Below are 24,612 nucleotides of genomic sequence, written 5' to 3'. Positions count from 1 at the left end.
AGCTATTGATGATCTATTCTGAATATTACTAAATTAATTTGGAAAGTATCTGCTCAGCCAACTATTCCCTGCCAAAATCCACACACTTTCTAAGTCTTTTTTACTTTGAACCTGCGGATTGATCACAAGAGTTTGAAAACCGATCTCTCCGGAAGTGACTTTTGATTTGATTCCCAAAGCAGAAACTACGCTGATTTCACCCGAAATGGATTTGAAAGTCACTTTCCCCTGATCCGTGATATTATTTTCGATTTCATCTTCCAGCTCACGCAAAGTCCTCACGGAGCTATCGATCGAGCATCCACTTGCTCCCAAACCTGATTCATCAACAGCCAGCACCAAGATCTGATCGTCCAAAATCTCAAAAGATGTCGGCATTCTGTTACCGTGCGTGTTCCATCCATCACAGAAAATGGACAACTTAGATGCTATTAGCTCTTTTTCGTGCCCGGAAAATCGACGTGCAGCCTGGTAAATCCAAACCCGTGAGTCTTCCGGCATATCTTTAAATTCAATGTACATAATTGCTTGCTACGTATTGGTAAAGAAAAACCCTTTCTACCTAACGGCAAAAAGGGTCAAATTGATTCATGGAAAAACTTAAATACCCATATCCTTGGCGATCATTTCTGCCAGATCGTAAACCTTCACTTCAGCTTCTTTCTCCTTATTCTTCACACCGTCTGTCATCATGGTAAGGCAGAAAGGACATCCTACAGCAATTGTGCTGGCTCCGGTCGCCAAAGCTTCTTCAGTCCGCTCCACGTTAATATCTTTATTGCCCGGCTCAGGCTCTTTGAACATCTGTGCTCCACCGGCACCACAGCAGAGTCCTTTGGTCTTGCAGCGCTTCATTTCCACCAGTTCTACATCCAAGGCTTTAATGACATCTCTCGGCGCCTCATACACATTGTTTGCTCTGCCCAAGTAGCAAGAATCGTGAAAAGTGATCTTCTTCCCTTTGAATCCTCCCCCTCCTTTTAGCGTCACTTTACCGTCATTGATCAGTTGCTGGAGAAACTGCGAATGATGGATCACTTCATAATTCCCGCCCAAGGCCGGATACTCATTTTTAATTGTATTAAAGCAGTGTGGGCAAGCAGTGACCACCTTTTTGATGTTGTAACCATTCATCACCTGAATATTTGCAACAGCTTGCATTTGGAAAAGAAATTCATTCCCAGCACGTCTGGCAGGATCGCCTGTACAGGCTTCCTCCGGGCCCAGCACAGCAAAACTTACACTCACTTTATTTAGGATTTTGACAAAGGCCTGAGTCACGGCCTTATACCTGTCATCGAATGATCCGGCACAGCCCACCCAGAACAACACTTCCGGACTTTCTCCCTTACCGGCCATCTCGGCCATGGTTGGAACTTTATATGTAGACATAATTTAGAATTACGATTTGAGAATTACGATTTACGAGCACAATCTCTAATTCAGAAATGGCCTCTGCTCAGAAACCTCAAATTCTTTATACTATTTATTTCACTTCACTTACCGAGTCTGCCTGTCTACTGAAACTGATGACTGAGACTGATAACTGCTTACTCCATTTCCTCATCCTTCACTTTCTCTGCCCAGTTGAATCGATCTGCAGGACTAAATTTCCATGGTGCAAAGCTGGTCTCCATATTTTGAAACATCGCATTCCACTGAGCCGGGGTGCCGGATTCTTCCATCGCCACGTAGCGTCTCATTTCCAGAATGATTGCAAGTGGGTCAATATTCACCGGACAAGCCTCCACACAAGCATTGCAACTGGTACAGGCATTTAATTCTTCCTTGGTGATATAATCGCCCAAAAGCGATTTCCCATCCTCAAACCCTTTCCCACCTTTATCCAGACTTTTCCCCACTTCCTCAGCCCGATCCCTCACATCCATCATGATTTTACGTGGAGACAGCTTCTTACCGGTCAAGTTGGCCGGACATTCAGCCGTACATCTACCGCATTCGGTACAGGAATAGGCATTCATTACATTGATCCAACTCAAATCATTGATGTCTTTGGCTCCAAATCTAGCGATTTCGGCAGGAGGATCAGTCGGGGTATCCACAGGAATACCAAGCATCATATTCACTTCATTGGTCACTGCCGTCATATTCTCCATCTCACCTTTGGGCTTTAGATTCGAATACCATGTATTTGGAAAGGCCAGAAAAATATGCAAATGCTTAGAGTAGGTCACGTAAATAGCAAAGGCCAGAATCCCGATTATATGAAACCACCATGCAATTCGCTCGACAAAAATCAGAAAACCGGAACTCATGTTCTCGAAAAACGGATGTAAAATCCCACTAAAAAACAGGTCTCCAACAACTATATAATGCCCTACTCCTCTTGAAGCCAGAATCTGATCGGCAGCATTCATTTTCAGGATTGCTATCATCAACACAATCTCAATACATAGGATCAAATTACCATCCATCGCCGGCCAGCCTTTCATCTCGGGCTTGGAAAAACGTGGCACCTTGACCACATTTCTTCGGATCAAAAAGATTACGCAGGAAATAAGGACTGCCACTGCCAGAAATTCGAAAATGTTCATTGCTGTCAGATAAAGACCACCTAGATAGGGAGCAAATAGGCGGTGGGTGCCAAAAACCCCATCCAGAACAAATTCCAGGACTTCAAGATTGATCACCAGAAATCCGACATAGACAAAGAAGTGCAAAAATGCAGGGATAAATCGCTTAAACATCTTCTGCTGGCCAAAAGCCACCAAAAGCATAGTCTTCCAACGCCTATCCTGCCGGTCATTTCGCGTCTCAGCCTTGCCCAGTAAAATATTCCTACGAAGGAATTTTACACGTTTGACCAAAAAGAAGCCGGCAGCTGCCAAAATGATCAAAAATATTAATTGAGATAAAAAGCTCATAGTGATGATATTAGCGTGTTTCTTGGGTTTTAGTCTATATTTTTTTCTAAAATGGCTTGCTTCAAATACTCAAATACCTACCTTTGCATCACTTTACAACAAGGTGATATAGCTCAGTTGGTAGAGCATCGGACTGAAAATCCGTGAGTCGGTGGTTCGAGTCCACTTATCACCACAAGCCATGAAGCAATTCATGGCTTTTTTTATGCGCTTTTGTGAGAGATTTCCGTGTACTTTTTCCATAAGACATTAGCAATTTACGAAATAGTAGGCATGCATACTATTTCCGGTTCTAATTTAGAAGCAATTTAGTCTAGCCAGCCCTCTTAGCCAACCCATAAATTATTGAGCGTCTTTCGGCTCTCCTTTTTTCAGTAAGTTTAAAAACTCATACTTTTTTTCTTCTCAACTGTAACATTTGTCTTTTCCATGCATTACCGTATTAAATGAAGTCATTTTTTGAAGCACATATCTGGCCGCAAAGAGGCAGGCTCTACAGGCTGGGTTATCTCTGGGTGAGGGATCGATCCCTCACTGAGGATATGCTTCAGAATGTCTTCGAAAAATCTTTTGGACGGCAAACGGAACTTCAAGATCATCCAAATCTGACCGGCTGGCTGGTTAGCAGTTTGAAAAATGAAATCCTAATGCACTTTCGACAAACCAAGAAACTAGAATCATTAGAAGGCCTGGAAGAATTGAGGATGGAAGAATCAGTTTCTGAAGACACAAAGGACTCTGTCAGACAAGTAATGAACCTTGTAAAGACCTTGCCTTTGCGGCAGCAGGAAATTTTCCACCTAAGAGAAGTGGAAGGAATGAGTTATGAAGAAATCACAGAGTACCTGGACATAAGCCTGGATCAGGTGAAAGTAAATCTTCACAGAGCCAGAAAAAGCATTCGAGAACGGATGCCCAACCAAAAATCAACCAAATGAAACCGAACCTGACGGTAGGCAGGCATGACGAAAGCGTCACACAATGGGATGATTACAGACCTTGCGAAGATTCCATAGCCTGTCCCTAATAATCGGGGTGCTAACAGAAAAACAATTATACACACATGAATCAGCGAATAGATGAGTTACTAGACAAGTACTGGGCAGCTGAGAGCAGCCTGGCAGAAGAACAAGAACTAAAAACCTTACTTCAAGCCTCCGTTGGCTATGAAGATGAGAAAGCGTTGTTCTTAGGCATTAGCACCCTCTCTTCCGAAGAGCCTAATCTGAAGATGCCTACCAAAACCATAAAGATCAAACCGGCAAATTGGATGAATTGGGCAGCCTCGGTAGCGATTCTGATAGGTTCTGTATGGGGATGGACAGTATATGAGCAAAAACAAGCTGAGCAGCGGGCTTATACGGAAGTGATGCAGGCCTTTGCATTGATCCAAACCAATCTCTCCAAAGGACAGGAGGAAATGAATGTGATGAATGATTTGAAATACCTGAATACGACAAACCAATTATTTGGCAACTCCATAATTAAATAAGCCATGCAAAAATTTCTTCTAATTCCACTTTTGGTCTTCGCCTTTGTCATAAAGGCGCAAGCTCAGGATGATGCGATTCAGCGATTCTTCTCCAAATACATGGATGACGACAGATTCTCCAGAGTATATATCAGCCCCAAGATGATGCAGATGGCTGGAGGATTCCTGAAAAACAACGCAGGTACGGATAAAGACTCTGAGGATCTGGGATCATTGATATTAAAAGTTAAAGGAATCAGGATTCTTTCTTCGTCCGAAGTGGACGGGCTGACCTTCTACAAAGAGGCAATGGGGAAACTTAGTCAAAATAAGTACGAGGATTTAATGATCGTGCAGGACAAGGAAAGTAGCCTGAAGTTTATGGTTCGTGAAGAAGGAGGATTGGTAAAGGAACTAATGATGATTTCCGGCGAAAAAGGTGATTTCACACTTTTATCCATGCTTGGGAATTTCACTTATGAGGATTTGAACTTGCTTGCTGAGAAGACGGATATACCGGGAATGGATCTGTATGGCAAAGGAGGTAAAGGACCGAAGGGAAGCAAGTAATGAAGTATCAAGTAATGCGAAACTGGATGTTAAATGACAAGGTTTCAGGAATTGAAAATCATTTAAACTAACCATACTATAAAAAGACTATGAAAAAACTAATTCTAACCCTAGCACTAATCGGGACGGTGATAACCGTACAGGCACAGAGCAAAAGTGTGAAAGCACTATACGAAAAGTATAAGAGTGAAGATGATTTCTTCCACATGGAGCTGGGAGGGAATTTCATGAACTTTGCCAATGGCTTCAAAATCGACATCGACGAAAATGACATGGCTACTGTAGCAAAGTCTATAGAGAAACTGAATTTTTTCACACTACCTGATCATGCAGATGATGCACTCCTCGAATACAAAACCTTGCAGAAGGGATTGGAAAGAGAAAGATATGAGCTGTTGATGGAAGCTTCCGAAGGAAAAAAAGGCGGGGTAATGGTATATTCTAAAGGAGGGAATAAAATTTCGGATCTAGTCGTCCTCGTGGGAGGTGATGATGGCGACCTAATAGTGGTGGAACTCAAAGGATCATTTGACCAAGAATTGGTAGCCAAAGCGGCAAATTATAAGGGAAGAAATTAATTCTTCCAAAAAATCAGAAATCACAGAAAACCTATTTTTCGTAAGAACTCATTAAACAGGTTTAGAAATTCAATTCTAAACCTGTTTTTTTTGCCCAATCTTAACTAGTAGGGTAAAACGAACACAAGAATACAGATGACAAGGAACTAAATTTACCGAAAGAGGATCGATTCTAGTGTCAAAAACCAGTCGTTATAAAATATTTTTATTTTTTTTTCACAAAATTTCTATCGGAATTGAAAAGAAAAAGATCAGTATATCGGTAATTTAATTTTGAATTTTTAGAAAAAACAGATTTTTATTCCTTAAAACAAGAAAAAATCAAAATTCAACGAGTTCCGCTATCGATTGCGGAAGCATTTTATTAAATCCATAAATATTTCATTATTCTGTTACGAAATCATTAACAATGATCTTTTTTTATTGAAGTATTTGCAATTAATGTTTTCCGTCGTACCTTTGAATCATAATAACAAACCAATCGGTTACCCCGATGGAAAATGTAACCCAAAATATCCCTTCCAGAGACGAATCAGCCGTCTGGCGGTTACACAAAATTTAGAACCTATTCAAACCAATTATTAAAATGAAAAAATTATTCACATTGCTTTTTGTAGCGGGGATCGCTGCAGGAGCGTTTGCAAAATCTGAAGGTACAGCTGTTCAAATCAGACAGACTGAAACCACTAAGGTAGCAGTAGCTTTCAATGAAGCACCACAAGGTATCGTGATTGTGAAAATCACGGATTCCGAAGATCGATTGATCTTAAGAGACAGAATTAACAAGACAGAGGCTTTCGCTAAGAAATATGATCTTAAAGCACTTCCTCAAGGAAGCTACTCTGTAGAAGTTATGGATGAATCAGGTGTTTTGAGAACTGCTTCTTTCAATAACTATGTAGCAAAATCTCCCGCTGTATTCTCTAGAGTATCTCCTATGGGTGGAAACAAATACAGATTGCTTGTAAGCAACCTTGAAGCAAAAGATATCGAAGTTATGATCTACGATGGCGATAAATTGATCCACACAGAAAAAATCGACAATCCTCAAGGTCTTCACAAAATCTACACTATCGACAAGGTAAGTGGAGCAGGCATCAACTTTAAAGTAAAAACTGCATCAGGATTTGAAGGATATGTAACTAGCCTATAAGCTAAACCAACTTTCTTAACTAGCCCCGCTTGATTGCTCAAGCGGGGTTTTGTTTTATATTTTTTGGTAAACCGCAATGGTCACGGGTTAACACAGAGAACACAGCCAATGATTTTACTTTCCGCCAACATAAACTGAAATCTCTGATCTAAGAAAAAAGGATTACTATCTATTAACCTTCTCCACTATATAAGGTTAGTAATCTCAGCTGCCTTCGCACCGGCTTTTCGGCTTTCGCTTTTTGGACTGACAAAAAGGTATTCTCTCCAAATAGCTCTTAATCACTTGTAAAATCCAGATAAGAGGTATTATCAAAAATGGCAGCCTACATGTAAGGCTCCGTGACCATTGTGGTTAAACGCTATCATAAAAAAGCCATTCGTGTGACACGAACGGCCGCGATGGATACACTAATCTGTGTCTTCTGTGCCCCTGTGGTTAAAAAAATACGGAGCATTGCTGCTCCGCATTCCATTTATATCAGCAAAAGTCATTCAAATGACACCTCTGGCTGAACATATTTTTTCTTCTCTTCATCAAAAGTAAATCAACTGATCACTTCGTCTACATTCTTACTTCTTCCAGCTTGCCTTTCCTCCCTTTGCAGAGTCCACGGTAATGGAATAGTTAGATCCTGAGGATACAATCCACTTCACTTTCACTCCGGTCATGCCCGGTATATTCGCTACTGAGATCTTTTCAGGGGTTAGTTTCTGCTCAGCAAACTTGTTGAAGTCTTCATCTTCTACCACAAAACCTGCGACCACTTTGGCACCTGATATAGTGACGTAGTCAGGTCTTTCGATTTTGTATTTGAGATCCTGGCTCGCATGAGTTGGCATCAGCCGTTCGTTGAAGATCGTTGCGGTAATAGCTTTCAGACCTCCCCCCAGCTCTTCTTCTTTCACATCCATTACAGACAGCTTGGGAGTGTGGTATGCATGATAGATTGTGAAAGCAGTGTTCCTATGCGCATCCTGCTCAAGCAAGAACCCCGGATGAGCACGCCCAAAGTTTTTCTTAAAGCCTCCTATTTCTACTGTTCCGAATTGTGGATGCTTATACTCATGCCAATTAACAAAAGCATCCCCCATCGTCAATAGCTCATCTACTTTAAACATTTCGTCCTGTCCCCGCCCCTGTGATTCTTTATGAAAATAGAGGTAGGAATTCATCAGCTCGTTAGAATAGGTGAATACACCCCGAACCCCATAAAACCAATCCAACTCCCCGCCAAACACTGAATAAAGATCCTTATAAACAGTAAGATACCTATATCCCGGAATCATCTCTTCCCCTTTCTGTGCGATAGCGTCATAGATCCTGATATCATCCCGGTTGTAAGTATCCACATCTTCTTCTGCGCCCGGGCCACGAAGGATCATTCCACCAGAGTTGTGGAAACTTTGAGCTCCTGCTATATTCGGGTGTTTCATCACAAACTCCATAATTGACCTGTTTTCAGGAAGTGTAAATGGGTACTTCAAAGCTCCACGCTGGATGTAATCCGGCTGCCAGTTCCAGCCCCAGTCCCGGTTGGGGTCATAATATCCTATGCCGTCGTCATTCACACGTCCATCACCATCCAGATCAGTCCCTTCCTGCCCAAGCATCTCATATTCTCCAACCTTATCCGGCCCCACCATAATTAACTTTCTCGGATCCTGGGGATCTTTGATATAGCGACCGGTGGATGACTTTCGGATCATCATCGTAATGTGGCCATCTCCATCCAGATCATCCATCATATCCTCCCCTGCTTCTCCATCCCCGTCATTGTCCAAAATCATCATTCCGGATCGGGGAGAATTGGCAGTATTAGGTTCTAAAAAAAAGTTGTTTCGTGCATCAGGATTAATAGTAGGTGTGATGTAGAAGGTTTTATCCTTGAGCAATTGCCGGATAAACTCGTTGTCTGCATACATCTCTGTAAGATACCAAGCTCCATAAAGTGAGAATTCTCCACCCTGAATTTCATTGGAGTGAATATTTCCATCAATCCACATACCCGGTTTGTCTGTGTCCTTTCCCGTGGAAAAGTCCGTAATCGTCAGCGTCATAATATCACGGCCTTCATACGATTTCCCTATTGATTCGAGCCTGGCTATAGTGGGGTGTGCTGCAGCTATTTTTTTCATGTTTTCCACCAACCCTTCATAGGTATAATACCTGTTGAAAGCGATTTCTACTGTGGGATTATGGGGAGTGCCTACTGCCCGAAAAAACTTCTCTTGGGCATCAGCCTTATAACTTCCAAGGCTTAAAGCACTCACAGCCAAGGCAATGGTTAATTTTGATAGTTTCGTCTTTTGCATGGCTTAGAGTTTTATAGTAGTAGATGTGAATCCGGCATGTGAAGCACCGGCTTTTACAGTCACATTTCCAGCACCGCGGATGATCCAGCTGAAGCTGGCTTTTTCATAAGCACCAAGGGAATCCATGAGTTCTATCTTGTTACCAGAGATGATTTTCTCAGTATCAGCGTCCATATCAATTCTGATTTTACGCAGCCATCTGGACTTCTCCCCCATTTCTGAGTGAGTTGGAATTGCAGAGTTGTTGAAAAGGTCCAGAGTTACCCGGCTCAGTCCATTGCCAAGAGCTTCGCTCTTTACATTGTGAATCTCAAGTTTCGGCTGCATGGCTGCCAGTCTCAAAATGAATTCAGTATGCTGATCAGCAATCTCACCGGCTTTTTCAAAAGGAGGGTTTGTCATCACAAAAGGCTTAATTCCGCCAACTTCCACTTTTCTTCCCGGGAAATCAGGATGTTTAACCTCTGTCCAAGGCACAAAAACATCATTCATAGCCAATGAGTCTGCCCAAGCCAAGAAATTGGCTTCAGCCGTTGACTTGCCTTTGCCGGTGGAATCTTTGTACTCGGGAATCCAATACCCCGGAGTACTGTAGCTCAATCTACCAAAATGGAAATATGCCCACTGAAAGAAATCACCATCTGTCCCTTGGTTATCTTGCAGATAAGCCTTCTGTTTCACTGTTTCTTTGTATAAATCCGAAACCATCGTATTGATCGCCTGATCTTTCTCCAAAATGGAAGTGACTAATCGCTTTTTAGCATTGCCTGCATTGTACTTCAGCGGTGAAGACAAATTGTTAGCTGGGGAAAAAGTGACAAAAGCGAAAATATTCCATTGCTCAAATAAATAATCCAGCAGCGCTCTTGACTCTTTTTGCGTCACAGGCATATCCCCTGCCAATGGCTGAAACACTGGAAACCTGTAAGTCAGAGACTTGTTGAATGCGATTCCTTCTTTCAGATCTTCGGCAAATTCCCCGTCTTTGTCATCGTCTTTGGATTCTTTGTAAAGCAAATACTTGCCTGCCTCGCCTTTTGACTTATCAGCTTTTACCAGAATCCTTTCATCCTCTTTTGAGATCAAATAGTCGCCCATGGGATCTTCCACACGCATCATGGTGATCATTCCGTCCCCATTCAGGTCTGTGTAGCCACTGCCGCCCGAAACTCCGTCTCGGTCGTGATCCACAACCACAGCATTTCCCCTTCTCTCATATTTCAAGGAAGCATGATACTGCTCGTATGCGTCAGGAGACATATTTGGAAAAATGTAAAAAGTGGTAGACTCCAATGCCTTTGGGTGATCTGCTACCAGTTTTTCGGCAAATTGAACTGCAAGTTCTACGCCCAAAACCCCGTAGCCTTCCACCCCACCGACTACGGCTAGTGCAGGCTTCTGATCTTTTTGTCCGGTGCCGATTTTCAGCACCCAGATATCTTTGCCGCCTTCGGTTTTGGTGATTGATGTGAGTTCAGCGGAAGCATCGGAGGCCACATGCTGCAAACGCTGATTAAGTTGAGCGAGGGTTGGGTAGTCTGTCTGCGCATACGCAATACCTGACACTCCCGTACCCCAGACCAGCAACCAACTGAGTAGTGTTTTTTTCATCTGATTACAATTTGATTTTTAAAGGACAGATGGAATCTCGCATGGTAGATAATCATCCCACTTTGTCATGCTCGATTTCATAAATCGTTTGGGTTTTAAATTTCTGATTAGCCGATTCTCTCTAAGAGAGTGGCCTATAAATTTTACTAAAATTTGGCTATAAAATACCCTATCCTTTTTATGAATGTAGAAATACCACTTGAATGGGAATTGCTTGTGATAAATGGAGTTATAAAAGAGATGTTGTACGGGTGGACAAAATTCGCTTATTTAAGGGCATTACCTTTTAGCAATGTATCAAAAAGTAGCCCTTGCCATAGCTTTTTCCCCACGGATGGAAGCTTTGATTTCCGAAACCAAACGACTCGTCCAGCTTTTTGGATCTGATCTGATCCTCATTCATATCGGCAAAAAAACCGATGAACTGGAAGCAAAACTCGACGAGATAATAATCAAAACAGGTTTGGACAAACTTAAAACAGAGTTAATCTGGAAGGAGGGAAAACCTGTGAAAATGATCCTGCAGGCATGTAAAGAGCAAAAAGCCGATTTGCTGGTAGCGGGAGCATTGAAGCGTGAGAAAATGCTCACCTACTATATGGGATCTGTAGGCAGAAAAGTGATCCGAAAATCCAGCTGTTCTGTCCTGACATTGATCAACCCGCAGGTAAATGCTAAGAGGTTCTCCAAAGTCGTAATTAACGGAACACAGCTTGAAGTCACACCGAAAGTAATCGAGCAAGGCTTGAAATTCTGCCAAAATGAGCAAGTATCCCAAGTCCATATTCTCAATGAAATAAAACTTTATGGGCTAAGGATGGCTACCGCTGCGGAAGGTTCCGAAGATGAAGTATCCAACACCAGAAGAAAACTGATTCAGGAGGAAATAAAATATGTGGAAGAAATTCTAACTGATCTGGACAAATCCGGGCTAAGAATAAACATCAAAGTTACAGCGGGTAAGTGGGCTGTTGAACTTGTTAGATATTGTGAGTCAATAAATGCGGATTTATTGATTATGGGAGATGAGCGTGGCTATACCTTTATTGACAGGTTGTTCCCACATGATCTCGAAGAGGTATTGACAGAACTTCCTTGTAATCTTCTAATTATAAAGTAACAGATGGAAAGTTTAGCGCACAAGGATGTCATCAACTTGCTCCTGCAGCTTGCGAGCATGCTGCTATTGGCAAGAGTGTTTGCAGAAATTGCCCAGAAGTTTAATCAACCTTCTGTGGTTGGGGAGATTCTGGCAGGGGTGGTTTTAGGGCCTACCATACTGGGGTATTTAGGGCCTGAGGTTTTCGAGTTCCTATTTCAAAGTAATCCTTCTTCAAATTTGGCATTGGACGGAATAGTCCAAATGGCCGTTATTCTACTTCTATTTGTGGCAGGGTTGGAAGTGGAGCTTCATCTGGTATGGTCTCAGGGGAAATCCGCTTTAGTTATCAGTTTGCTAGGATTGGTTATTCCATTTGTTTTGGGTTTTATATTTCCCTATTTCTTTTCGGAATTCTTCGGACTGGGAGAAGGGAACAGACTACTCTTTTCTTTATTCATGGGTACAGCCATGTCCATCACAGCATTGCCTGTAGTCGTCAGGATCCTTATGGACATGAACTTGTTTAAGACTAAAATGGGGATGGTGATTGTGGCCGGAGCCATGGTAAATGATATAATTGGATGGCTGATTTTCTCGGTTATCCTATCTTTTATGGGAGAAACCGCAAATCTTTCTCTTTTCAATACCATTGGCATCACATTGTTATTTACTGCCTTTATGCTGACATTGGGCAAGGCTCTAATCAACCGTGTTTTGCCATGGATCAATAAAAAATTGGCTTGGCCGGGGGGACTATTATCACTTTCTATGGCTTTTTGCTTTTTGGCAGCAGCGTTTACAGAGTGGTTAGGCATCCATGCAATATTTGGTGCTTTTATATTCGGAGTGGCATTGGGAGACTCTGACCACCTATCTGAAAAAGCAAAGGAAATCATCCATCAATTTATCAACAACATTTTTGCCCCTTTGTTCTTTGTATCTATTGGACTGAAAATAGACTTTGCAGCGAATTTCGATGTTCTCTTAATTCTGGCCATTTTGGCCATTTCATTTGCGGGTAAGATCGTAGGAAGTGGATTTGGGGCATACCGATCAGGCTATAAATTCAAAGATGCCTTAGCCGTAGGTTTTGGAATGAATGCACGGGGAGCAATGGAAATCATTTTGGGTATAATTGCCTTAGACAATGGCCTTATCGACGAAAAGCTTTTCGTTGCTTTAGTAGTAATGGCACTTGTGACATCCATGACAAGTGGCCCGCTGATGAAGTGGGCACTTCGCGAAAAAATTGTGCAAAGTCATTAATATAGATTTCGCAAAAAATCTAAATAAATCATTATACCACGCATCAAACTAGTTAAAACAGGTTAAAAACAAGAATTAATAGGATTTAAATTGGGCGGTCACCTTTTGGGTTGGTAGGTTAGCGGATACTAAACCAAAACAACAATCACATGAACAAGCTAAAATCATCGAAATTATTTCCATTTGCTTTAGTAGCGGCCTTCCTTATGGCCAACTTCGCAATAGGACAACAACAAACTCTTCCACCATCTGTACAGCAAGGCACGCAAGAAGATTTCTCTGAAAAAGAGATAGAGACTTTTGTGAAAATCAATAAGGAAATTATGCCTTTGCAGGAAAATATCCAAACAGACATGGTCAGTACAATCCAAGAAGAGGGAATGGAGGTACCCAGATTCCAAGAGCTTGCCCAGGCACAACAGGGAGGTAAATTGACAGAGGTTTCCAAGGATCCAAAAGAATTGGAGAAATTCAATGCAGCAGGTCAAAAGATAATGAAACTCCAAGAAAGCTTACAAGGAGAAATCGAGAAGGTAATTGACGAAAACAAGATGTCTACGGAAAAATTTGAGGCTATATATATGGCCTATAACACTAATCCGGAAGTCAAGCAAAAGGTAGACAAACTGATCTCTGAGGACACCTAATGGGAATAATCTGCAAATTCATCACTAACCCGGCATTGGCTGGGTTTTTTTATGGTTGAAACTTTCAATGAGGATTTGAATCTTTCAATGTAAAAAAAAGAACCAAAGCACTACTTTTGAGTTCTCATTTGGAAATCCTCTCAATAAAGCACTCATGACTAAAACCGGAAAAACCGGCATTTTGCTGGTGAACCTGGGAACTCCAGACAGCACCGCTACCGGCGATGTAAGAAAATACCTCCGAGAATTTCTGATGGATGGACGTGTAATAGACATTCCGTTTTTATCCAGATGGATGCTGATCAATTTTATAATCGCTCCATTCCGGGCACCAAAATCCGCCCACGAATACCGCAAGCTCTGGACAGAACGAGGTTCTCCCCTGCTTTTCCACACCGAAGATCTAAAAGACCGGCTGATAGAAAAACTCGACCCAAAGAAATATAAAGTAGCTATCGCAATGCGATACCAAAGCCCCTCAATAGAAGCAGGACTGGAGGAATTGAGGAAAGCCGATGTGACCAAAATTATCGTCCTGCCGCTCTTCCCGCAATATGCCTCCGCCTCTACTGGATCTGTACAGGATAAAGTGATGGAAATCGCAAGAGGTTGGCAGATCATTCCTGACATCTCCTTTATCAGTAATTTCATAGAGCATCCCTTATTTGTGGAAGCCTGGGCGGAACGGGGCAAAGCGATGCTGAAAGGAAAAGCGTACGACAAAATCCTGTTCTCATACCATGGACTTCCTGAGCGGCAGATTCTAAAGGGGTCTGTAGACGGCTACTGTCAGTTAGGAGCATGTTGCAATAAATATGGTGCAAAAAACCACTATTGCTACCGTGCGCAATGCTTCCAGACTACCCGACTGATAGCGGGTAAATTAGGAATTCCGGAAGAAATGACGGTAAACTGCTTTCAGTCCAGGCTGGGAAAAGACCCATGGGTGAAACCCTACACTGATGAAGTGATTTCTGAATTGGCTGCACAGGGGGTTAAGAAAGTACTTGCCTTTTCCCCTGCCTTTGTTGCTGATTGTCTGGAGACCACCGTGGAAGTAGCAGGAGAATATCGTGATAAGTTTTTGGAAGCCGGTGGAGAGGAATGGGATTTGGTTCCTAGCTTAAATTCTGAAGACACCTGGGTGGAATGTGTAAAGGAAATGGTGCTGGAGCATTCTTGAACTATCTGATTTTAACCGTGGGGAGCGCATAGTTTCTCGCAGAGAAAACGGTTGTCCTGCTTCTCCAGAAGCAGGACTTTTATATTCAAAACATAAAGCAGTCTGAAGACTGCGATAATTTAAGTCCAAGTCATGAGACTTGAACTAATCTCAACTTGAACCGAATTCTCGGATTATATTCAATTGCGCCCTCCGCGATAGCCTCCGTGTCCTTTGCGGTTAGATTCATTCTCTTCAGCTGCCGATTCAACTTTACACCTCTTATTTACCCATTTTGGATAGAACCTATTAACTTTGCTCCCATGAACGAGCGATATATGCAGCGCGGGGTTTCCGCCTCCAAAGAAGATGTCCACAAGGCTATTTCCAACCTTGACAAAGGACTTTTCCCTCAAGCCTTTTGCAAAATCGTAGAAGACATGCTCGGCAACGATCCTGAATACTGCAATATCATGCATGCGGACGGAGCAGGCACTAAATCTTCCCTTGCATATTCCTATTGGAAAGAAACAGGGGATGTAAGCGTGTGGAAAGGAATAGCCCAAGACGCCATCATCATGAATACCGATGACTTGCTCTGTGTGGGTGCAATCAATAATATCCTCGTTTCATCTACCATAGGAAGAAACAAAAACCTTATCCCGGGCGAAGTGATCTCTGCCATCATCGAAGGCACCGAAGAGGTGCTTCAGATGCTCCGGGACAACGGAGTAAATGCTGTACTGACCGGTGGTGAAACTGCCGATGTGGGAGACCTAGTCCGCACAATAATCGTGGACAGTACGGTGACCTGTAGAATGCGCCGAGATGAAGTGATCTCCAATGACCGGATTCAAGGTGGTGATGTGATCGTGGGATTGGCTTCTTTTGGTCAGGCAAAATATGAGACATTTTATAACGGCGGAATGGGAAGCAATGGACTGACTTCTGCCCGTCATGATGTGTTCAACAAAGTTTTGAAGACGAAATACCCTGAGAGCTTTGATCCTTCTGTACCGGAAGATCTCGTTTACTCAGGTAAATATAATCTGACAGATCCAGCTCCAGGTGCTCCTGTAAATATAGGGAAGCTCGTACTCTCCCCTACCAGAACTTATGCGCCGATTATGGTGGACGTGCTGAATTACATGAGGCCTAGAATTCATGGCTTGGTACATTGCAGCGGTGGAGCCCAGACGAAAGTGCTTCACTTTGTAGATGATGTGCATGTGATCAAGGACAATCTTTTCGAGACACCTCCACTTTTCCAAATCATCCAAGAAGAAAGCAGTACCGAATGGAAAGAAATGTACAAAGTCTTCAATATGGGTCACCGAATGGAAGTGTATCTCGACGAGCGAGATGCAGAGGAGATTATAGATATTGCCGAATCCTACGGAGTAGAAGCCCAGATCATCGGCCGGGTAGAACCTCACCAAGGCAAAAAAGTAACCATCCACAGCCCTCACGGCACTTTTGAATACTAAGCAGCATGAGCGCCAAGAGCATCTTATTAAAAACAACAAAAGTCCTATGCTGGACTTTTGTTGTTTTGATGGCAATTGCCTTGGTCGTGTTGACTAAAGTAGATCGCTCACCGATTCAGGATCAGGATTTTTACAAGGAAACTTTTGAACGGTTAGATCAGACTACTTTTTCAAATTCTCAGGGTGATACTTGGATAGCAGGTTGGTCTAGCGTCAATATGACTCCGGATGAACCGGCGGATCTGGTAGGCTATGCACCCAGAGGGAAATATGAGTTTGTGCAGGACAGCAGCTACGTCAAAGCACTGACACTTTCCAATGGCAAATCCCGGGTTGCTTGGCTTAATTATGAATTACTGATCGTTCACCCCCATCTTGCTGAACAAGTTCGGAAGGCTATAACAGCCGCCAAGCTACCGATAGACCAAGTGATCTTCACTGCTACGCATACACACTCCGGCATGGGCGGCTACATGCCGGGTCCCATGGGAGAAATAGCTTTTGGAGGATACGAACAAGGTATCGTGGATATGATGGTTTCCACAAGTATTTCTGCCTTGCGGGATGCAATTGCTATCCAAGATACTGTCACGATTACTTATCAAAAATCTGATGCAGGCGATTTGGTCGCTAACAGATTTGTAAACGGCGGACCTACAGATCCGTTTGTCCGTCAGCTTATTTTTACCAAAAAAACGGGCAAAAAAGCCACTTTCCTTACTTATTCGGCTCATGCTACCACGATGAGTACCAAGTTTATGGGCTTATCCGGAGACTACCCTTTTTACCTCACCAAGGATCTGGAAGCCGGCGAATTTGAATTTGCCCTGTATGCAGCAGGAGCTGTAGGAAGCCATAGACCAATGAGGCCCGGAAATACCCCCGAAATGGTCGAACGCTATGCCCATCAACTGGACTCCACCTTTAGGATGAATACCACTTATTTTGCCGACATCACTAACCCTGAAATAAAAACCGGGGTTCTTCCAATAGCGCTTCGAACTCCGCATCTTCGGGTGACGGACAACCTTCGCCTGCGTCCCTGGCTGTTCGATTACCTGCTGGGCAATACAAATGCGCATCTTGACATCACACAAATCGGCAATACGCTGATGATTGCTTCCAGTGGAGAACTTTCGGGAGTTTTTTATGGGAAATGGGAAAAGCTGGCGCAAAGCAAAGGCTTGAATCTGATCATCACCACATTCAATGGTGGCTATATCGGCTATATTACTCCTGATGAATTATATGATGAGAATTTCCATGAGGTACGGGAAATGAACTGGTATGGCCCGGGAAATGGGAAATATTTTGATGAGCTGATTTTAGCTGTTATTGAAAAATCAAGACCCTAAAAGGCCTAAAAGTCCTATTTTAAGGAGCTTTTATCCAGTTCAGAGGATGTTGCTTGTTGTACTTTTGTCAAAACTTAAAAGCAATGAGATTTTCCACCTTGAAGAGTATATATCAATGCAAATGTCCCCGCTGTCATCAGGGAGACATGTTCTTGCGGGGTAAGTTATTGAGTCCTACCAAGTTTTCTATCATGAATAAAAACTGTTCGCACTGTGGACAGTCTTTTGAGCCGGAACCGGGATACTACTTCGGTGCCATGTTCATTAGCTATGCCATCAATACTGCGCTTTTCATTGCTGCTTGGGTGGCTTTGTCTGTCATCTATCCGGATTATTCTCTCAAACTTCTTCTATCATTACTTGGCCTCACCGTTCTGATCTTCTTGCCGTTTATTTATCGGGTCAGCAGATCTATCTGGATCTCGATTTTTGTCCCTTACAGAGGCAAAGATCTACCTAGCCCACCTTGATTTCTACGCATTTCTGAAGTGGGTATATTTGAACTATCTTTACTATTGAAGATATCCCACTATGCCCAAAAGTCCTCTCCCTATATTGCATATTCCGGATTTCGAGTCTGACAGGCTGGATTCCTCCCATTTCTATTATTCCGGGCTGAGAAACCACCTGTCAAAACATCAGTTTATACAAAAGCCCCACAAGCATGATTTTTACATTATTGTGGTGTTCACGCAAGGAAAAGGAAGTCATACCATTGATTTCAAAACCTATCCCGTAGAACAAGGCTCAGCTTTTTTCTTAAGTCCGGGACAAGTTCACTCTTGGAAACTTTCATCAGATACGGACGGACATATTCTCTTTTTCAGTGCGGACTTTTATTCTTCTGTCTTTCCCAGAATAAGATTAAACAGATACGGTCTTTTCAACTCAACCTTAGCCTTCCTTAAACTGGAAATTCAATCATCCGACGAAAAAGAGATTTTGTGCATTTTTGACAAAACGTATCAGGAGACGCAAAACCCCACCTGGGCTACTATGGATTTATTGAGAAATTTCACAGATACACTTCTCATTTATTTTTACCGATATAAAGGCAAAAGGACTTCCTGCTCACAGGAAGAGAAATTAGTGAATGATCAATTCGAAAAGTTCGAAATGCTGGTTGACAACTATTTTAAGAAGCATAGGGAGGCCAGTTTCTATGCAGACAAAATGAAGCTGAGCATGAAGCAGCTCAATGGCTTTTGTAAAAAGTCGGTAGGAAAAACCAGCTCACAACTCATACTGGACAGAGTTCTGCTGGAGGCAAAAAGGTTGCTAACACATGCTGACCTTAACATTTCTCAAATTGCCTACGAGTTAGAATTTGACGATGCCTCTTACTTCAGCCGATTGTTCAAGAAAAAAGTCGGAGTCACACCGGAGCAATTCAGAAAGCAATTGGAAAGTCCTTCAGCCTGATTGCCATAGCTGTGCTTTCACCCAACCTCCCACAAATTCCTTTTCTGAGCTTTTCTGCCAATGTTCCGCAAATAATAGCTGCTCATAATCAGGAATACCGGTTCGCCGGTGGTTCGCGGCTATTCTAAAAAACGTAATCATCCCCTTGTTCAAAAATCTCTGGTAAGCGTTCTTAGGCTCGAAGAAATCGGCAATATGAATCCTTCCTTCTGCGGTAAGGCTTTTCTTTATTTCCTGTAAAAGAACAGTTATTTCATCATCCTGCATAGTATCCAGCACAAAATGAAGCCAGATCTCATCATACAACTTATGCGGTTTGGCTTGAAAATATCCCAAGCAAAAAGTCAACTTGCTTTCTGCCAGATTTACTTTCGCTCTATTGAGCATGGATCCGGAAATCTCCCAATAATCTCCCGCTAGTTGATCTTGAAAATCCCGGTAATCCAGACCGTCTCCGCCGCCGATAATTAAGATCTTTTTATTCGAAATATTTTCAGCAAAATGGCTTTTTGCATGCTTCAATTCGTTTCCAAAAACCAATTTGGTCAGAGAATTATAATAGGGCGCAAGTAAACTGTAATGATCTTTCACTAGTTTAAAGAAATGAACTAATCCCAAAAATACCTTTTTATGAAGAATCTATTTAAAACCATCGGTGGACTCCGTCAACTTTTATCCAGTGTCGATCTTGATCAGATTTCCAAGCTTTCCCAAAAAGTAGATCTCTCCAAGATGGTTGGCTTGGTCTCGAAGATGAGCGAAGAAGACCTTTCTAAAATGATGGGGATGCTCAAAGGAGGCAGCAAACCCAAGGTAATTCCACCGATCAATGGTGATTTCTATGAGTTGGGAAAAACCCTTCCCCATCATGAGCGGGAGATTCAGCTTAGAGTGAGGGAATTTATGGAGCGGGAGATCAAACCAATTGCAAATGATTACTGGAACAGAGGCGAATTCCCCATGCAGATCATCCCGAAAATGGCTGAACTGGATATAGCAGGGCTCACCTATCAAGGCTACGGCTGTCCCGGTCATTCTGCGTTATTGGAAGGATTTATAGCCATGGAAATGGCGAGAATTGATACCTCAATCTCTACTTTTTTTGGTGTACAAAGCGGCTTGGCCATGGGCTCTATTTACTTATGTGGCTCCGAAGAACAGAAACTGGAATGGCTCCCATCGATGCAAAAACTAGAGAAAATAGGTGCATTTGGTTTGACAGAACCTGAAGTGGGATCAGGTGTAGCCGGAGGATTGACCACTACCTGTAAAAGAGAAGGCGGTGCTTGGGTGCTCAATGGTCAGAAAAAATGGATAGGAAACGCTACCTTCTCAGATATGACAGTGATATGGGCTAGAGATCTGGACGACCAGCAGGTAAAAGGCTTTATCGTAAGAAAAGGCAATCCGGGATTTTTGGCAGAAAAACTTGAAGATAAAATGGCGTTGAGAACGGTTCAAAATGCCTCGATCACGCTGACCAATTGTGAAGTACCGGAGTCGGATAGACTTCAGGAAGCGAATTCATTCCGTGACACTTCAAAAGTTCTGCGAATGACAAGGGCGGGAGTAGCTTGGCAGGCGGTAGGATGTGCCCGGGGAGCTTACGAGTTGGCATTAGCTTACACCAACGAGCGAAAGCAATTTGGAAGGCCAATAGCTTCTTTCCAACTTGTTCAAGATCTTTTGGTCACTATGCTCGGAGATTTGACTGCCATGCAGACAATGGTTTTCAGACTTTCGGAGATGCAGGATGATGATATTCTAAAGGATGAGCACGCTTCACTTGCCAAGGTTTTCTGTACGCTTAGAATGCGCTCAATTGTCGATCATTCCCGGGAGCTATTTGGAGGGAATGGCATTTTGCTCCGTCATGACATTGCCAGATTTGTGGCAGATGCAGAAGCAGTTTACAGCTATGAAGGTACCAAGGAAATCAATTCACTGATCGTAGGTCGGGCAATAACCGGACATAGTGCATTTGTCTAGATCAATAGCAAAATAGCAGGAACTAGAAAAGCTACTTCCATCCGCATTCTTACTTGTTCGGCGCTTAAGTTGGTTTTAAAAAAGCACAGGAAGTGTACAAGCAGCATAATCACCAACAAACCCGGATAGATTCTATAGAAAGAGTTAACCAGAAGCAACCCCAAGAAAGAACACAAAATCAAACTAATCGACAAATTTCGAATGTTTGTGAGAAGTCTTTCTTGGGGTATTTTGGTGGCGATTGACACAAATCCAGCCTCTTTATCCGATTCAGTATCAAGGCAGGAAAGCATAATCAAGTTCAAATAGGCCAAACCCATATAGAGAATTGTCAGTCCTAAAGCTGTCCAAGTGTAGTCTATTTCAGGCATTTCATACCAGGGAAGCCAAGATATTCCAATCACGTAAAAAACTGCTGAGCTAAGTTCTTTCAATCGAACTTGCTCCGCTCCAAACTTCCTTACGGCAAGCATAATTACAAGAATAAGTACTCCCAATCCGGCACCGAAAAACAACTCCCGGGAAAACCCAAAGAATACTATCGCCCAAACCAATCCAAGGGATCCAACTATACCCAGTACAACCAGTAATGGTTTTCGGTAAATAAGATGAAAGTGATGTCGGCCTTTCCTATGATGAAAAGTCAGCTTTCTGGCATCCATCAAGTGGTCTGTGGTATAAATACACCAAACGGCCATCCCAAGCAGGGCATATTCCTGCCAATCCAGTTCAACTCTCAGTGCCCTTGAAAAAAAAAGCATTCCTGCCATAGCCCCGAGAACCACATCAATGGAAAGCCAGGTAATACGCTGATAGAATTTGAAGAGAAACTGCACGGATTAAAGATAGTTCGAATAGGTAAAAGTCCATAGTTGGCACCCAGATGTTAGCTATAATTGGTATTTTAACGGCCAATTGTCTTTAAAAGAATTTGTAAACTTGTTTGCACCTAAGTATTGTTCTAAAAACTGTTCCCCCTCGACTTTGCTCGGGGTCCGAAATCTAAAACAAAACGTTGGATGAATGGAAGGAGGCGGTTTCGCCTCCTTCCATTCATCCCATTCACAACTTAAAATACGGTAGCCGAGCGAAGGCGAGGCCTATTAGCACTTATATTTCTCAATTCAATAACCCTAATCAAATGAAAAAAATCAATTTACTTTTAGTGGCTCTATTCACTTTTGCAACAGTCTCTTTTGCACAAACTCCCATCAAGGTCGCCTGTGTAGGCAACAGCATCACCCAAGGCCCCGGCAGAGACAATCCGGATAGTTACCCCCTTCAGATGCAGGCAATTTTGGGTGACTCGTATGAAGTAGTCAATTTCGGCGTAAGCGGTCGGACTTTATTACGTAAGGGAGATTATCCCTATTGGAACGAGCCACAGTTCCAGCAGGTCAAAGACTTTGCTCCTGATATTTTAGTGATCATGCTGGGAACAAATGACTCCAAGCCACAAAACTGGCAGTATGCCTCGGAATTCAGACAGGATTATCTTGATATGATCGCAGAATTCAAAAAGACCATGCCGGCAGATGGCAAAGTATATGTGATCATGCCGGTGCCGGTAACCCGTGAGAACTTCGGAATCACTCCTGAAGTGATGAACAATGAGCAGCGTATGATGATCATGGCTATAGCCAGAGATTCAGGTTCCGAGCTGGTGGATCTATATACTCCGTTGATGGACAAGGCAGATTTACTCCCTGATGGTGTACATCCCAACCCCGAAGGCTTGGGAATTATGGCGAAGGTGATTGCCAGGGCGATTAGGTTGTAAGTAGATATCATCTTCCCATTTATCCCCCGGTTGCACCGGGGGCTATTGAAAAGTTAGATCCCTTCGGGATCCGTAAGTAATTGATCATTAAATTTCCTGATTGCAGCTTTAAAAAACCCGACCACGAAGTGGTCAAACCTCTCAATAACCATGGGTGCACCCCATGGTTAATATGTCCCGACCAACCCACGCCACCAACCTCCTCGTCACCTCCGTCCTAAAAGAAAGCGGCCTAGCGCCGCTTTTGTTTATTCTTTTGGATCATCTTCATCATCCACAATCCGGAGTGTCACAGTTATAGTCCTATCTCTTATTTCCAGATCCTCATGGGAATAATCTGACAGCCTGAATGATGCTCCTCCGGAAGAAACAGATCCTCCTCTCGGAATGTAAATCTTGCTGAAATCAGGAATGGAAATCTGGCTCATTCCCACAGTAATTTATTCACTCAGCGGAACTAATCCCTCTAAATAAGACTTCATTCCTTCTAAGCTCAGTGATATTGATGCCGAAATTGCTACAGACTGAAGTTCAGCATGAGCAGTCATCCTGTTCAAGTTGCTAACAGCAGGTTTGAGTTTCAGCTTCAGTTCAGTATCCAGTACCTGATGCAAAGAGGCAATACCTATTTGCATATTTTGAATTGTGCCTGATGGAATAATTGCCTTTTTCATTGTATTACTTTTTTTTCATTGACCAGCTCAGACTCTTCGAAGTCAGAAGCATTGGACTGGATCTCATTGAGACTTTTCCCTTTAGCCCAAAGAACCCTTTTGGCATATACCAAATCCTCCAAGTGTCGTGTAGCTTTCATGGCATTTCCACTGTTCATTGCAGTGACCTCCTCAAAGGTCCAGATTTTAATCGTTCCCATTATCTTAATTTTAGGGTATCAACTTATTACTACAGCCTTAGGACCAATTTCAGGAAAAGAATTGGAGAAAACAAAAACGGTGATTTAGCCTCTGTCCCCAGTTGCACCAGGGGTATTCATGGTTTGATCCTCGCTCCGGCAGCCATTTCAGGATCATTTGTCCAGAAATACGCAAAATATAAATGACCACGAAGTGGTCAAACCTCTCAATAACCATGGGTGCAACCCATGGATAAAATGATCACATGCATGCCTTCCTACGACCCCGAAGGGTGTCGAACTTTTCCCCATTCTCTCCATTACCTTAACCACACAAATTCCCCAAATTCCTTCAGGTTATTCTTCCACTAATTCCTGACTTATATGAGCACTTACACGCAATTGATTTACCACATCGTTTTTTCTACCAAACATCGAGAACCAACTCTCATCAAAGACCACAGACCCCGACTTTTTGCCTCTATCAACCAACTACTCACCAATAAAAATTGCCTCCTCTACCGAATCAATGGTGTGGAGAACCATCTTCATATTTTAACACATGTACATCCGACGGTTGCCATTTCTACTCTGGTGAAAGATATCAAGCTAGCCAGCCATGACTTGATCAAAGAGGAAGATATTTTCCCTAATTTCCACGGGTGGCAGGATGGGTACGGAGCTTTTTCTGAAACTATCAAGGCCAAAGAAAGACTAATGAATTACATTAAAAATCAGGAGGAACATCATCGTACCATTTCATTTGTCGATGAGTACAAAACCTTATTGAAAGAATATGAAATCGAATTTGATCCTAGATATCTCTTGTGAGTTTCACATTATAGGAGGTTAAACCCCTTCGGGGTTGTCATTTCCTCTAGTATCCCCTAGGCCCACGGGTTGCACCCGTGGTTATTGAAAAGTTTGACCACTTCGTGGTCAAAGTTAAATTTAAAAACTCACTGA

General features: G+C 42.7%; 26 protein-coding genes and 1 tRNA gene. 17 read left to right on the top strand and 10 right to left on the bottom strand.

The window, feature by feature from the left end:
* Window positions 1-33: 33 nt before the first annotated feature.
* From ID165_RS24810 to ID165_RS24800, 3 genes are all read right to left on the bottom strand, one after another.
* Complete coding sequence (locus ID165_RS24810; protein ID WP_192348073.1) at window positions 34-522, bottom strand: hypothetical protein; 489 nt, start codon at window positions 520-522, stop codon at window positions 34-36.
* Window positions 523-600: 78 nt separating this feature from the next.
* The gene (locus ID165_RS24805; RefSeq protein WP_192348072.1) at window positions 601-1,392 is read right to left on the bottom strand and encodes a (Fe-S)-binding protein; all 792 of its coding nucleotides are present in this window, start codon (window positions 1,390-1,392) and stop codon (window positions 601-603) included.
* Between the two features lie 158 nt (window positions 1,393-1,550).
* Window positions 1,551-2,885, bottom strand: coding sequence for a 4Fe-4S dicluster domain-containing protein (locus ID165_RS24800; RefSeq protein ID WP_192348071.1), 1,335 nt, complete (start codon window positions 2,883-2,885; stop codon window positions 1,551-1,553).
* A 102-nt stretch (window positions 2,886-2,987) separates the two neighbouring features.
* Here ID165_RS24800 and ID165_RS24795 point away from each other — a divergent pair.
* The 6 genes from ID165_RS24795 to ID165_RS24770 all read left to right on the top strand — a co-directional run bounded on the left by ID165_RS24795 (window position 2,988) and on the right by ID165_RS24770 (window position 6,657).
* A tRNA-Phe gene (locus ID165_RS24795) sits at window positions 2,988-3,060 on the top strand.
* Window positions 3,061-3,331: 271 nt separating this feature from the next.
* On the top strand, window positions 3,332-3,823 hold the full coding sequence (locus tag ID165_RS24790) for an RNA polymerase sigma factor (RefSeq protein WP_192348070.1): 492 nt from the start codon (window positions 3,332-3,334) through the stop codon (window positions 3,821-3,823).
* Between the two features lie 125 nt (window positions 3,824-3,948).
* Complete coding sequence (locus ID165_RS24785) at window positions 3,949-4,377, top strand: hypothetical protein (protein ID WP_192348069.1); 429 nt, start codon at window positions 3,949-3,951, stop codon at window positions 4,375-4,377.
* 3 nt (window positions 4,378-4,380) lie between these two features.
* Window positions 4,381-4,926, top strand: a complete 546-nt coding sequence (locus ID165_RS24780) for a DUF4252 domain-containing protein (protein WP_192348068.1) — start codon at window positions 4,381-4,383, stop codon at window positions 4,924-4,926.
* Between the two features lie 89 nt (window positions 4,927-5,015).
* The gene (locus ID165_RS24775; RefSeq protein ID WP_192348067.1) at window positions 5,016-5,504 is read left to right on the top strand and encodes a DUF4252 domain-containing protein; all 489 of its coding nucleotides are present in this window, start codon (window positions 5,016-5,018) and stop codon (window positions 5,502-5,504) included.
* Window positions 5,505-6,090: 586 nt separating this feature from the next.
* Window positions 6,091-6,657 (top strand): hypothetical protein, encoded by a 567-nt coding sequence (locus ID165_RS24770; protein WP_192348066.1) that lies wholly within the window; start codon window positions 6,091-6,093, stop codon window positions 6,655-6,657.
* Window positions 6,658-7,229: 572 nt separating this feature from the next.
* Here the strand turns inward: ID165_RS24770 and ID165_RS24765 are convergent.
* The gene (locus tag ID165_RS24765; protein ID WP_192348065.1) at window positions 7,230-8,972 is read right to left on the bottom strand and encodes a M14 family metallopeptidase; all 1,743 of its coding nucleotides are present in this window, start codon (window positions 8,970-8,972) and stop codon (window positions 7,230-7,232) included.
* 3 nt (window positions 8,973-8,975) lie between these two features.
* A complete protein-coding gene (locus ID165_RS24760) occupies window positions 8,976-10,583 on the bottom strand; it encodes a M14 family metallopeptidase (protein WP_192348064.1) in 1,608 nt (535 codons plus the stop codon).
* A gap of 292 nt (window positions 10,584-10,875) precedes the next feature.
* Here ID165_RS24760 and ID165_RS24755 point away from each other — a divergent pair, with 292 nt between their 5' ends.
* From ID165_RS24755 to ID165_RS24720, 8 genes are all read left to right on the top strand, one after another.
* A complete protein-coding gene (locus ID165_RS24755) occupies window positions 10,876-11,703 on the top strand; it encodes a universal stress protein (protein ID WP_192348063.1) in 828 nt (275 codons plus the stop codon).
* A gap of 3 nt (window positions 11,704-11,706) precedes the next feature.
* Window positions 11,707-12,951, top strand: coding sequence for a cation:proton antiporter (locus ID165_RS24750; RefSeq protein ID WP_192348062.1), 1,245 nt, complete (start codon window positions 11,707-11,709; stop codon window positions 12,949-12,951).
* Window positions 12,952-13,100: 149 nt separating this feature from the next.
* Window positions 13,101-13,598: a DUF4168 domain-containing protein gene (locus ID165_RS24745; RefSeq protein WP_192348061.1), complete on the top strand. Its 498-nt coding sequence runs from the start codon at window positions 13,101-13,103 to the stop codon at window positions 13,596-13,598.
* Between the two features lie 154 nt (window positions 13,599-13,752).
* A complete protein-coding gene (hemH, locus tag ID165_RS24740; protein WP_192348060.1) occupies window positions 13,753-14,781 on the top strand; it encodes a ferrochelatase in 1,029 nt (342 codons plus the stop codon).
* Window positions 14,782-15,083: 302 nt separating this feature from the next.
* On the top strand, window positions 15,084-16,247 hold the full coding sequence (locus ID165_RS24735) for an AIR synthase related protein (protein WP_192348059.1): 1,164 nt from the start codon (window positions 15,084-15,086) through the stop codon (window positions 16,245-16,247).
* Between the two features lie 5 nt (window positions 16,248-16,252).
* Window positions 16,253-17,602 (top strand): neutral/alkaline non-lysosomal ceramidase N-terminal domain-containing protein, encoded by a 1,350-nt coding sequence (locus ID165_RS24730; protein WP_192348058.1) that lies wholly within the window; start codon window positions 16,253-16,255, stop codon window positions 17,600-17,602.
* Window positions 17,603-17,793: 191 nt separating this feature from the next.
* On the top strand, window positions 17,794-18,072 hold the full coding sequence (locus ID165_RS24725; RefSeq protein ID WP_192348057.1) for a DUF983 domain-containing protein: 279 nt from the start codon (window positions 17,794-17,796) through the stop codon (window positions 18,070-18,072).
* A 61-nt stretch (window positions 18,073-18,133) separates the two neighbouring features.
* On the top strand, window positions 18,134-19,024 hold the full coding sequence (locus tag ID165_RS24720) for an AraC family transcriptional regulator (protein ID WP_192348056.1): 891 nt from the start codon (window positions 18,134-18,136) through the stop codon (window positions 19,022-19,024).
* On the opposite strand, the gene ID165_RS24715 is transcribed toward ID165_RS24720, so the two are convergent.
* A complete protein-coding gene (locus ID165_RS24715; protein WP_192348055.1) occupies window positions 19,016-19,615 on the bottom strand; it encodes a hypothetical protein in 600 nt (199 codons plus the stop codon). The genes ID165_RS24720 and ID165_RS24715 overlap by 9 nt on opposite strands.
* Window positions 19,616-19,654: 39 nt before the next feature.
* Here ID165_RS24715 and ID165_RS24710 point away from each other — a divergent pair, with 39 nt between their 5' ends.
* Window positions 19,655-21,013: an acyl-CoA dehydrogenase family protein gene (locus ID165_RS24710; RefSeq protein WP_192348054.1), complete on the top strand. Its 1,359-nt coding sequence runs from the start codon at window positions 19,655-19,657 to the stop codon at window positions 21,011-21,013.
* Here ID165_RS24710 and ID165_RS24705 read toward each other — a convergent pair.
* Window positions 21,010-21,849, bottom strand: a complete 840-nt coding sequence (locus ID165_RS24705; protein WP_192348053.1) for a hypothetical protein — start codon at window positions 21,847-21,849, stop codon at window positions 21,010-21,012. The two genes, ID165_RS24710 and ID165_RS24705, sit on opposite strands and share 4 nt — an antisense overlap.
* Window positions 21,850-22,154: 305 nt before the next feature.
* Here ID165_RS24705 and ID165_RS24700 point away from each other — a divergent pair, with 305 nt between their 5' ends.
* A complete protein-coding gene (locus ID165_RS24700) occupies window positions 22,155-22,793 on the top strand; it encodes a GDSL-type esterase/lipase family protein (RefSeq protein WP_192348052.1) in 639 nt (212 codons plus the stop codon).
* A gap of 248 nt (window positions 22,794-23,041) precedes the next feature.
* Here ID165_RS24700 and ID165_RS24695 read toward each other — a convergent pair whose 3' ends face one another.
* The 3 genes from ID165_RS24695 to ID165_RS24685 are packed head-to-tail and all read right to left on the bottom strand — an operon-like array spanning window position 23,042 to window position 23,667.
* Window positions 23,042-23,221: a hypothetical protein gene (locus ID165_RS24695; protein WP_192348051.1), complete on the bottom strand. Its 180-nt coding sequence runs from the start codon at window positions 23,219-23,221 to the stop codon at window positions 23,042-23,044.
* 12 nt (window positions 23,222-23,233) lie between these two features.
* Window positions 23,234-23,467 (bottom strand): hypothetical protein, encoded by a 234-nt coding sequence (locus ID165_RS24690; RefSeq protein ID WP_192348050.1) that lies wholly within the window; start codon window positions 23,465-23,467, stop codon window positions 23,234-23,236.
* Window positions 23,464-23,667 (bottom strand): hypothetical protein, encoded by a 204-nt coding sequence (locus ID165_RS24685; RefSeq protein ID WP_192348049.1) that lies wholly within the window; start codon window positions 23,665-23,667, stop codon window positions 23,464-23,466. The genes ID165_RS24690 and ID165_RS24685 overlap by 4 nt, the downstream gene beginning before the upstream one ends.
* Before the next feature lie 363 nt (window positions 23,668-24,030).
* Here ID165_RS24685 and tnpA point away from each other — a divergent pair, with 363 nt between their 5' ends.
* The gene (gene tnpA / locus ID165_RS24680; protein ID WP_192348048.1) at window positions 24,031-24,477 is read left to right on the top strand and encodes an IS200/IS605 family transposase; all 447 of its coding nucleotides are present in this window, start codon (window positions 24,031-24,033) and stop codon (window positions 24,475-24,477) included.
* The last annotated feature ends 135 nt before the right edge of the window (window positions 24,478-24,612 follow it).

Origin of the sequence: Algoriphagus sp. Y33 (assembly GCF_014838715.1) — a bacterium.
Lineage (GTDB): Bacteria > Bacteroidota > Bacteroidia > Cytophagales > Cyclobacteriaceae > Algoriphagus.
The sequence above is the reverse complement of the archived record's forward strand: the minus strand, read 5'-3'. Positions and strand labels throughout refer to the sequence as shown.

Excerpts from the sequence above, each read along its gene's own strand:
- ID165_RS24810 (WP_192348073.1), bottom strand. The coding sequence starts at position 522 with ATGTACATTGAATTTAAAGATATGCCGGAAGACTCACGGGTTTGGATT.
- ID165_RS24805 (WP_192348072.1), bottom strand. The coding sequence starts at position 1,392 with ATGTCTACATATAAAGTTCCAACCATGGCCGAGATGGCCGGTAAGGGA.
- ID165_RS24800 (WP_192348071.1), bottom strand. The coding sequence starts at position 2,885 with ATGAGCTTTTTATCTCAATTAATATTTTTGATCATTTTGGCAGCTGCC.
- ID165_RS24790 (WP_192348070.1), top strand. The coding sequence starts at position 3,332 with ATGAAGTCATTTTTTGAAGCACATATCTGGCCGCAAAGAGGCAGGCTC.
- ID165_RS24785 (WP_192348069.1), top strand. The coding sequence starts at position 3,949 with ATGAATCAGCGAATAGATGAGTTACTAGACAAGTACTGGGCAGCTGAG.
- ID165_RS24780 (WP_192348068.1), top strand. The coding sequence starts at position 4,381 with ATGCAAAAATTTCTTCTAATTCCACTTTTGGTCTTCGCCTTTGTCATA.
- ID165_RS24775 (WP_192348067.1), top strand. The coding sequence starts at position 5,016 with ATGAAAAAACTAATTCTAACCCTAGCACTAATCGGGACGGTGATAACC.
- ID165_RS24770 (WP_192348066.1), top strand. The coding sequence starts at position 6,091 with ATGAAAAAATTATTCACATTGCTTTTTGTAGCGGGGATCGCTGCAGGA.
- ID165_RS24765 (WP_192348065.1), bottom strand. The coding sequence starts at position 8,972 with ATGCAAAAGACGAAACTATCAAAATTAACCATTGCCTTGGCTGTGAGT.
- ID165_RS24760 (WP_192348064.1), bottom strand. The coding sequence starts at position 10,583 with ATGAAAAAAACACTACTCAGTTGGTTGCTGGTCTGGGGTACGGGAGTG.
- ID165_RS24755 (WP_192348063.1), top strand. The coding sequence starts at position 10,876 with ATGTATCAAAAAGTAGCCCTTGCCATAGCTTTTTCCCCACGGATGGAA.
- ID165_RS24750 (WP_192348062.1), top strand. The coding sequence starts at position 11,707 with ATGGAAAGTTTAGCGCACAAGGATGTCATCAACTTGCTCCTGCAGCTT.
- ID165_RS24745 (WP_192348061.1), top strand. The coding sequence starts at position 13,101 with ATGAACAAGCTAAAATCATCGAAATTATTTCCATTTGCTTTAGTAGCG.
- hemH (WP_192348060.1), top strand. The coding sequence starts at position 13,753 with ATGACTAAAACCGGAAAAACCGGCATTTTGCTGGTGAACCTGGGAACT.
- ID165_RS24735 (WP_192348059.1), top strand. The coding sequence starts at position 15,084 with ATGAACGAGCGATATATGCAGCGCGGGGTTTCCGCCTCCAAAGAAGAT.
- ID165_RS24730 (WP_192348058.1), top strand. The coding sequence starts at position 16,253 with ATGAGCGCCAAGAGCATCTTATTAAAAACAACAAAAGTCCTATGCTGG.
- ID165_RS24725 (WP_192348057.1), top strand. The coding sequence starts at position 17,794 with ATGAATAAAAACTGTTCGCACTGTGGACAGTCTTTTGAGCCGGAACCG.
- ID165_RS24720 (WP_192348056.1), top strand. The coding sequence starts at position 18,134 with ATGCCCAAAAGTCCTCTCCCTATATTGCATATTCCGGATTTCGAGTCT.
- ID165_RS24710 (WP_192348054.1), top strand. The coding sequence starts at position 19,655 with ATGAAGAATCTATTTAAAACCATCGGTGGACTCCGTCAACTTTTATCC.
- ID165_RS24700 (WP_192348052.1), top strand. The coding sequence starts at position 22,155 with ATGAAAAAAATCAATTTACTTTTAGTGGCTCTATTCACTTTTGCAACA.
- ID165_RS24695 (WP_192348051.1), bottom strand. The coding sequence starts at position 23,221 with ATGAGCCAGATTTCCATTCCTGATTTCAGCAAGATTTACATTCCGAGA.
- ID165_RS24690 (WP_192348050.1), bottom strand. The coding sequence starts at position 23,467 with ATGAAAAAGGCAATTATTCCATCAGGCACAATTCAAAATATGCAAATA.
- ID165_RS24685 (WP_192348049.1), bottom strand. The coding sequence starts at position 23,667 with ATGGGAACGATTAAAATCTGGACCTTTGAGGAGGTCACTGCAATGAAC.
- tnpA (WP_192348048.1), top strand. The coding sequence starts at position 24,031 with ATGAGCACTTACACGCAATTGATTTACCACATCGTTTTTTCTACCAAA.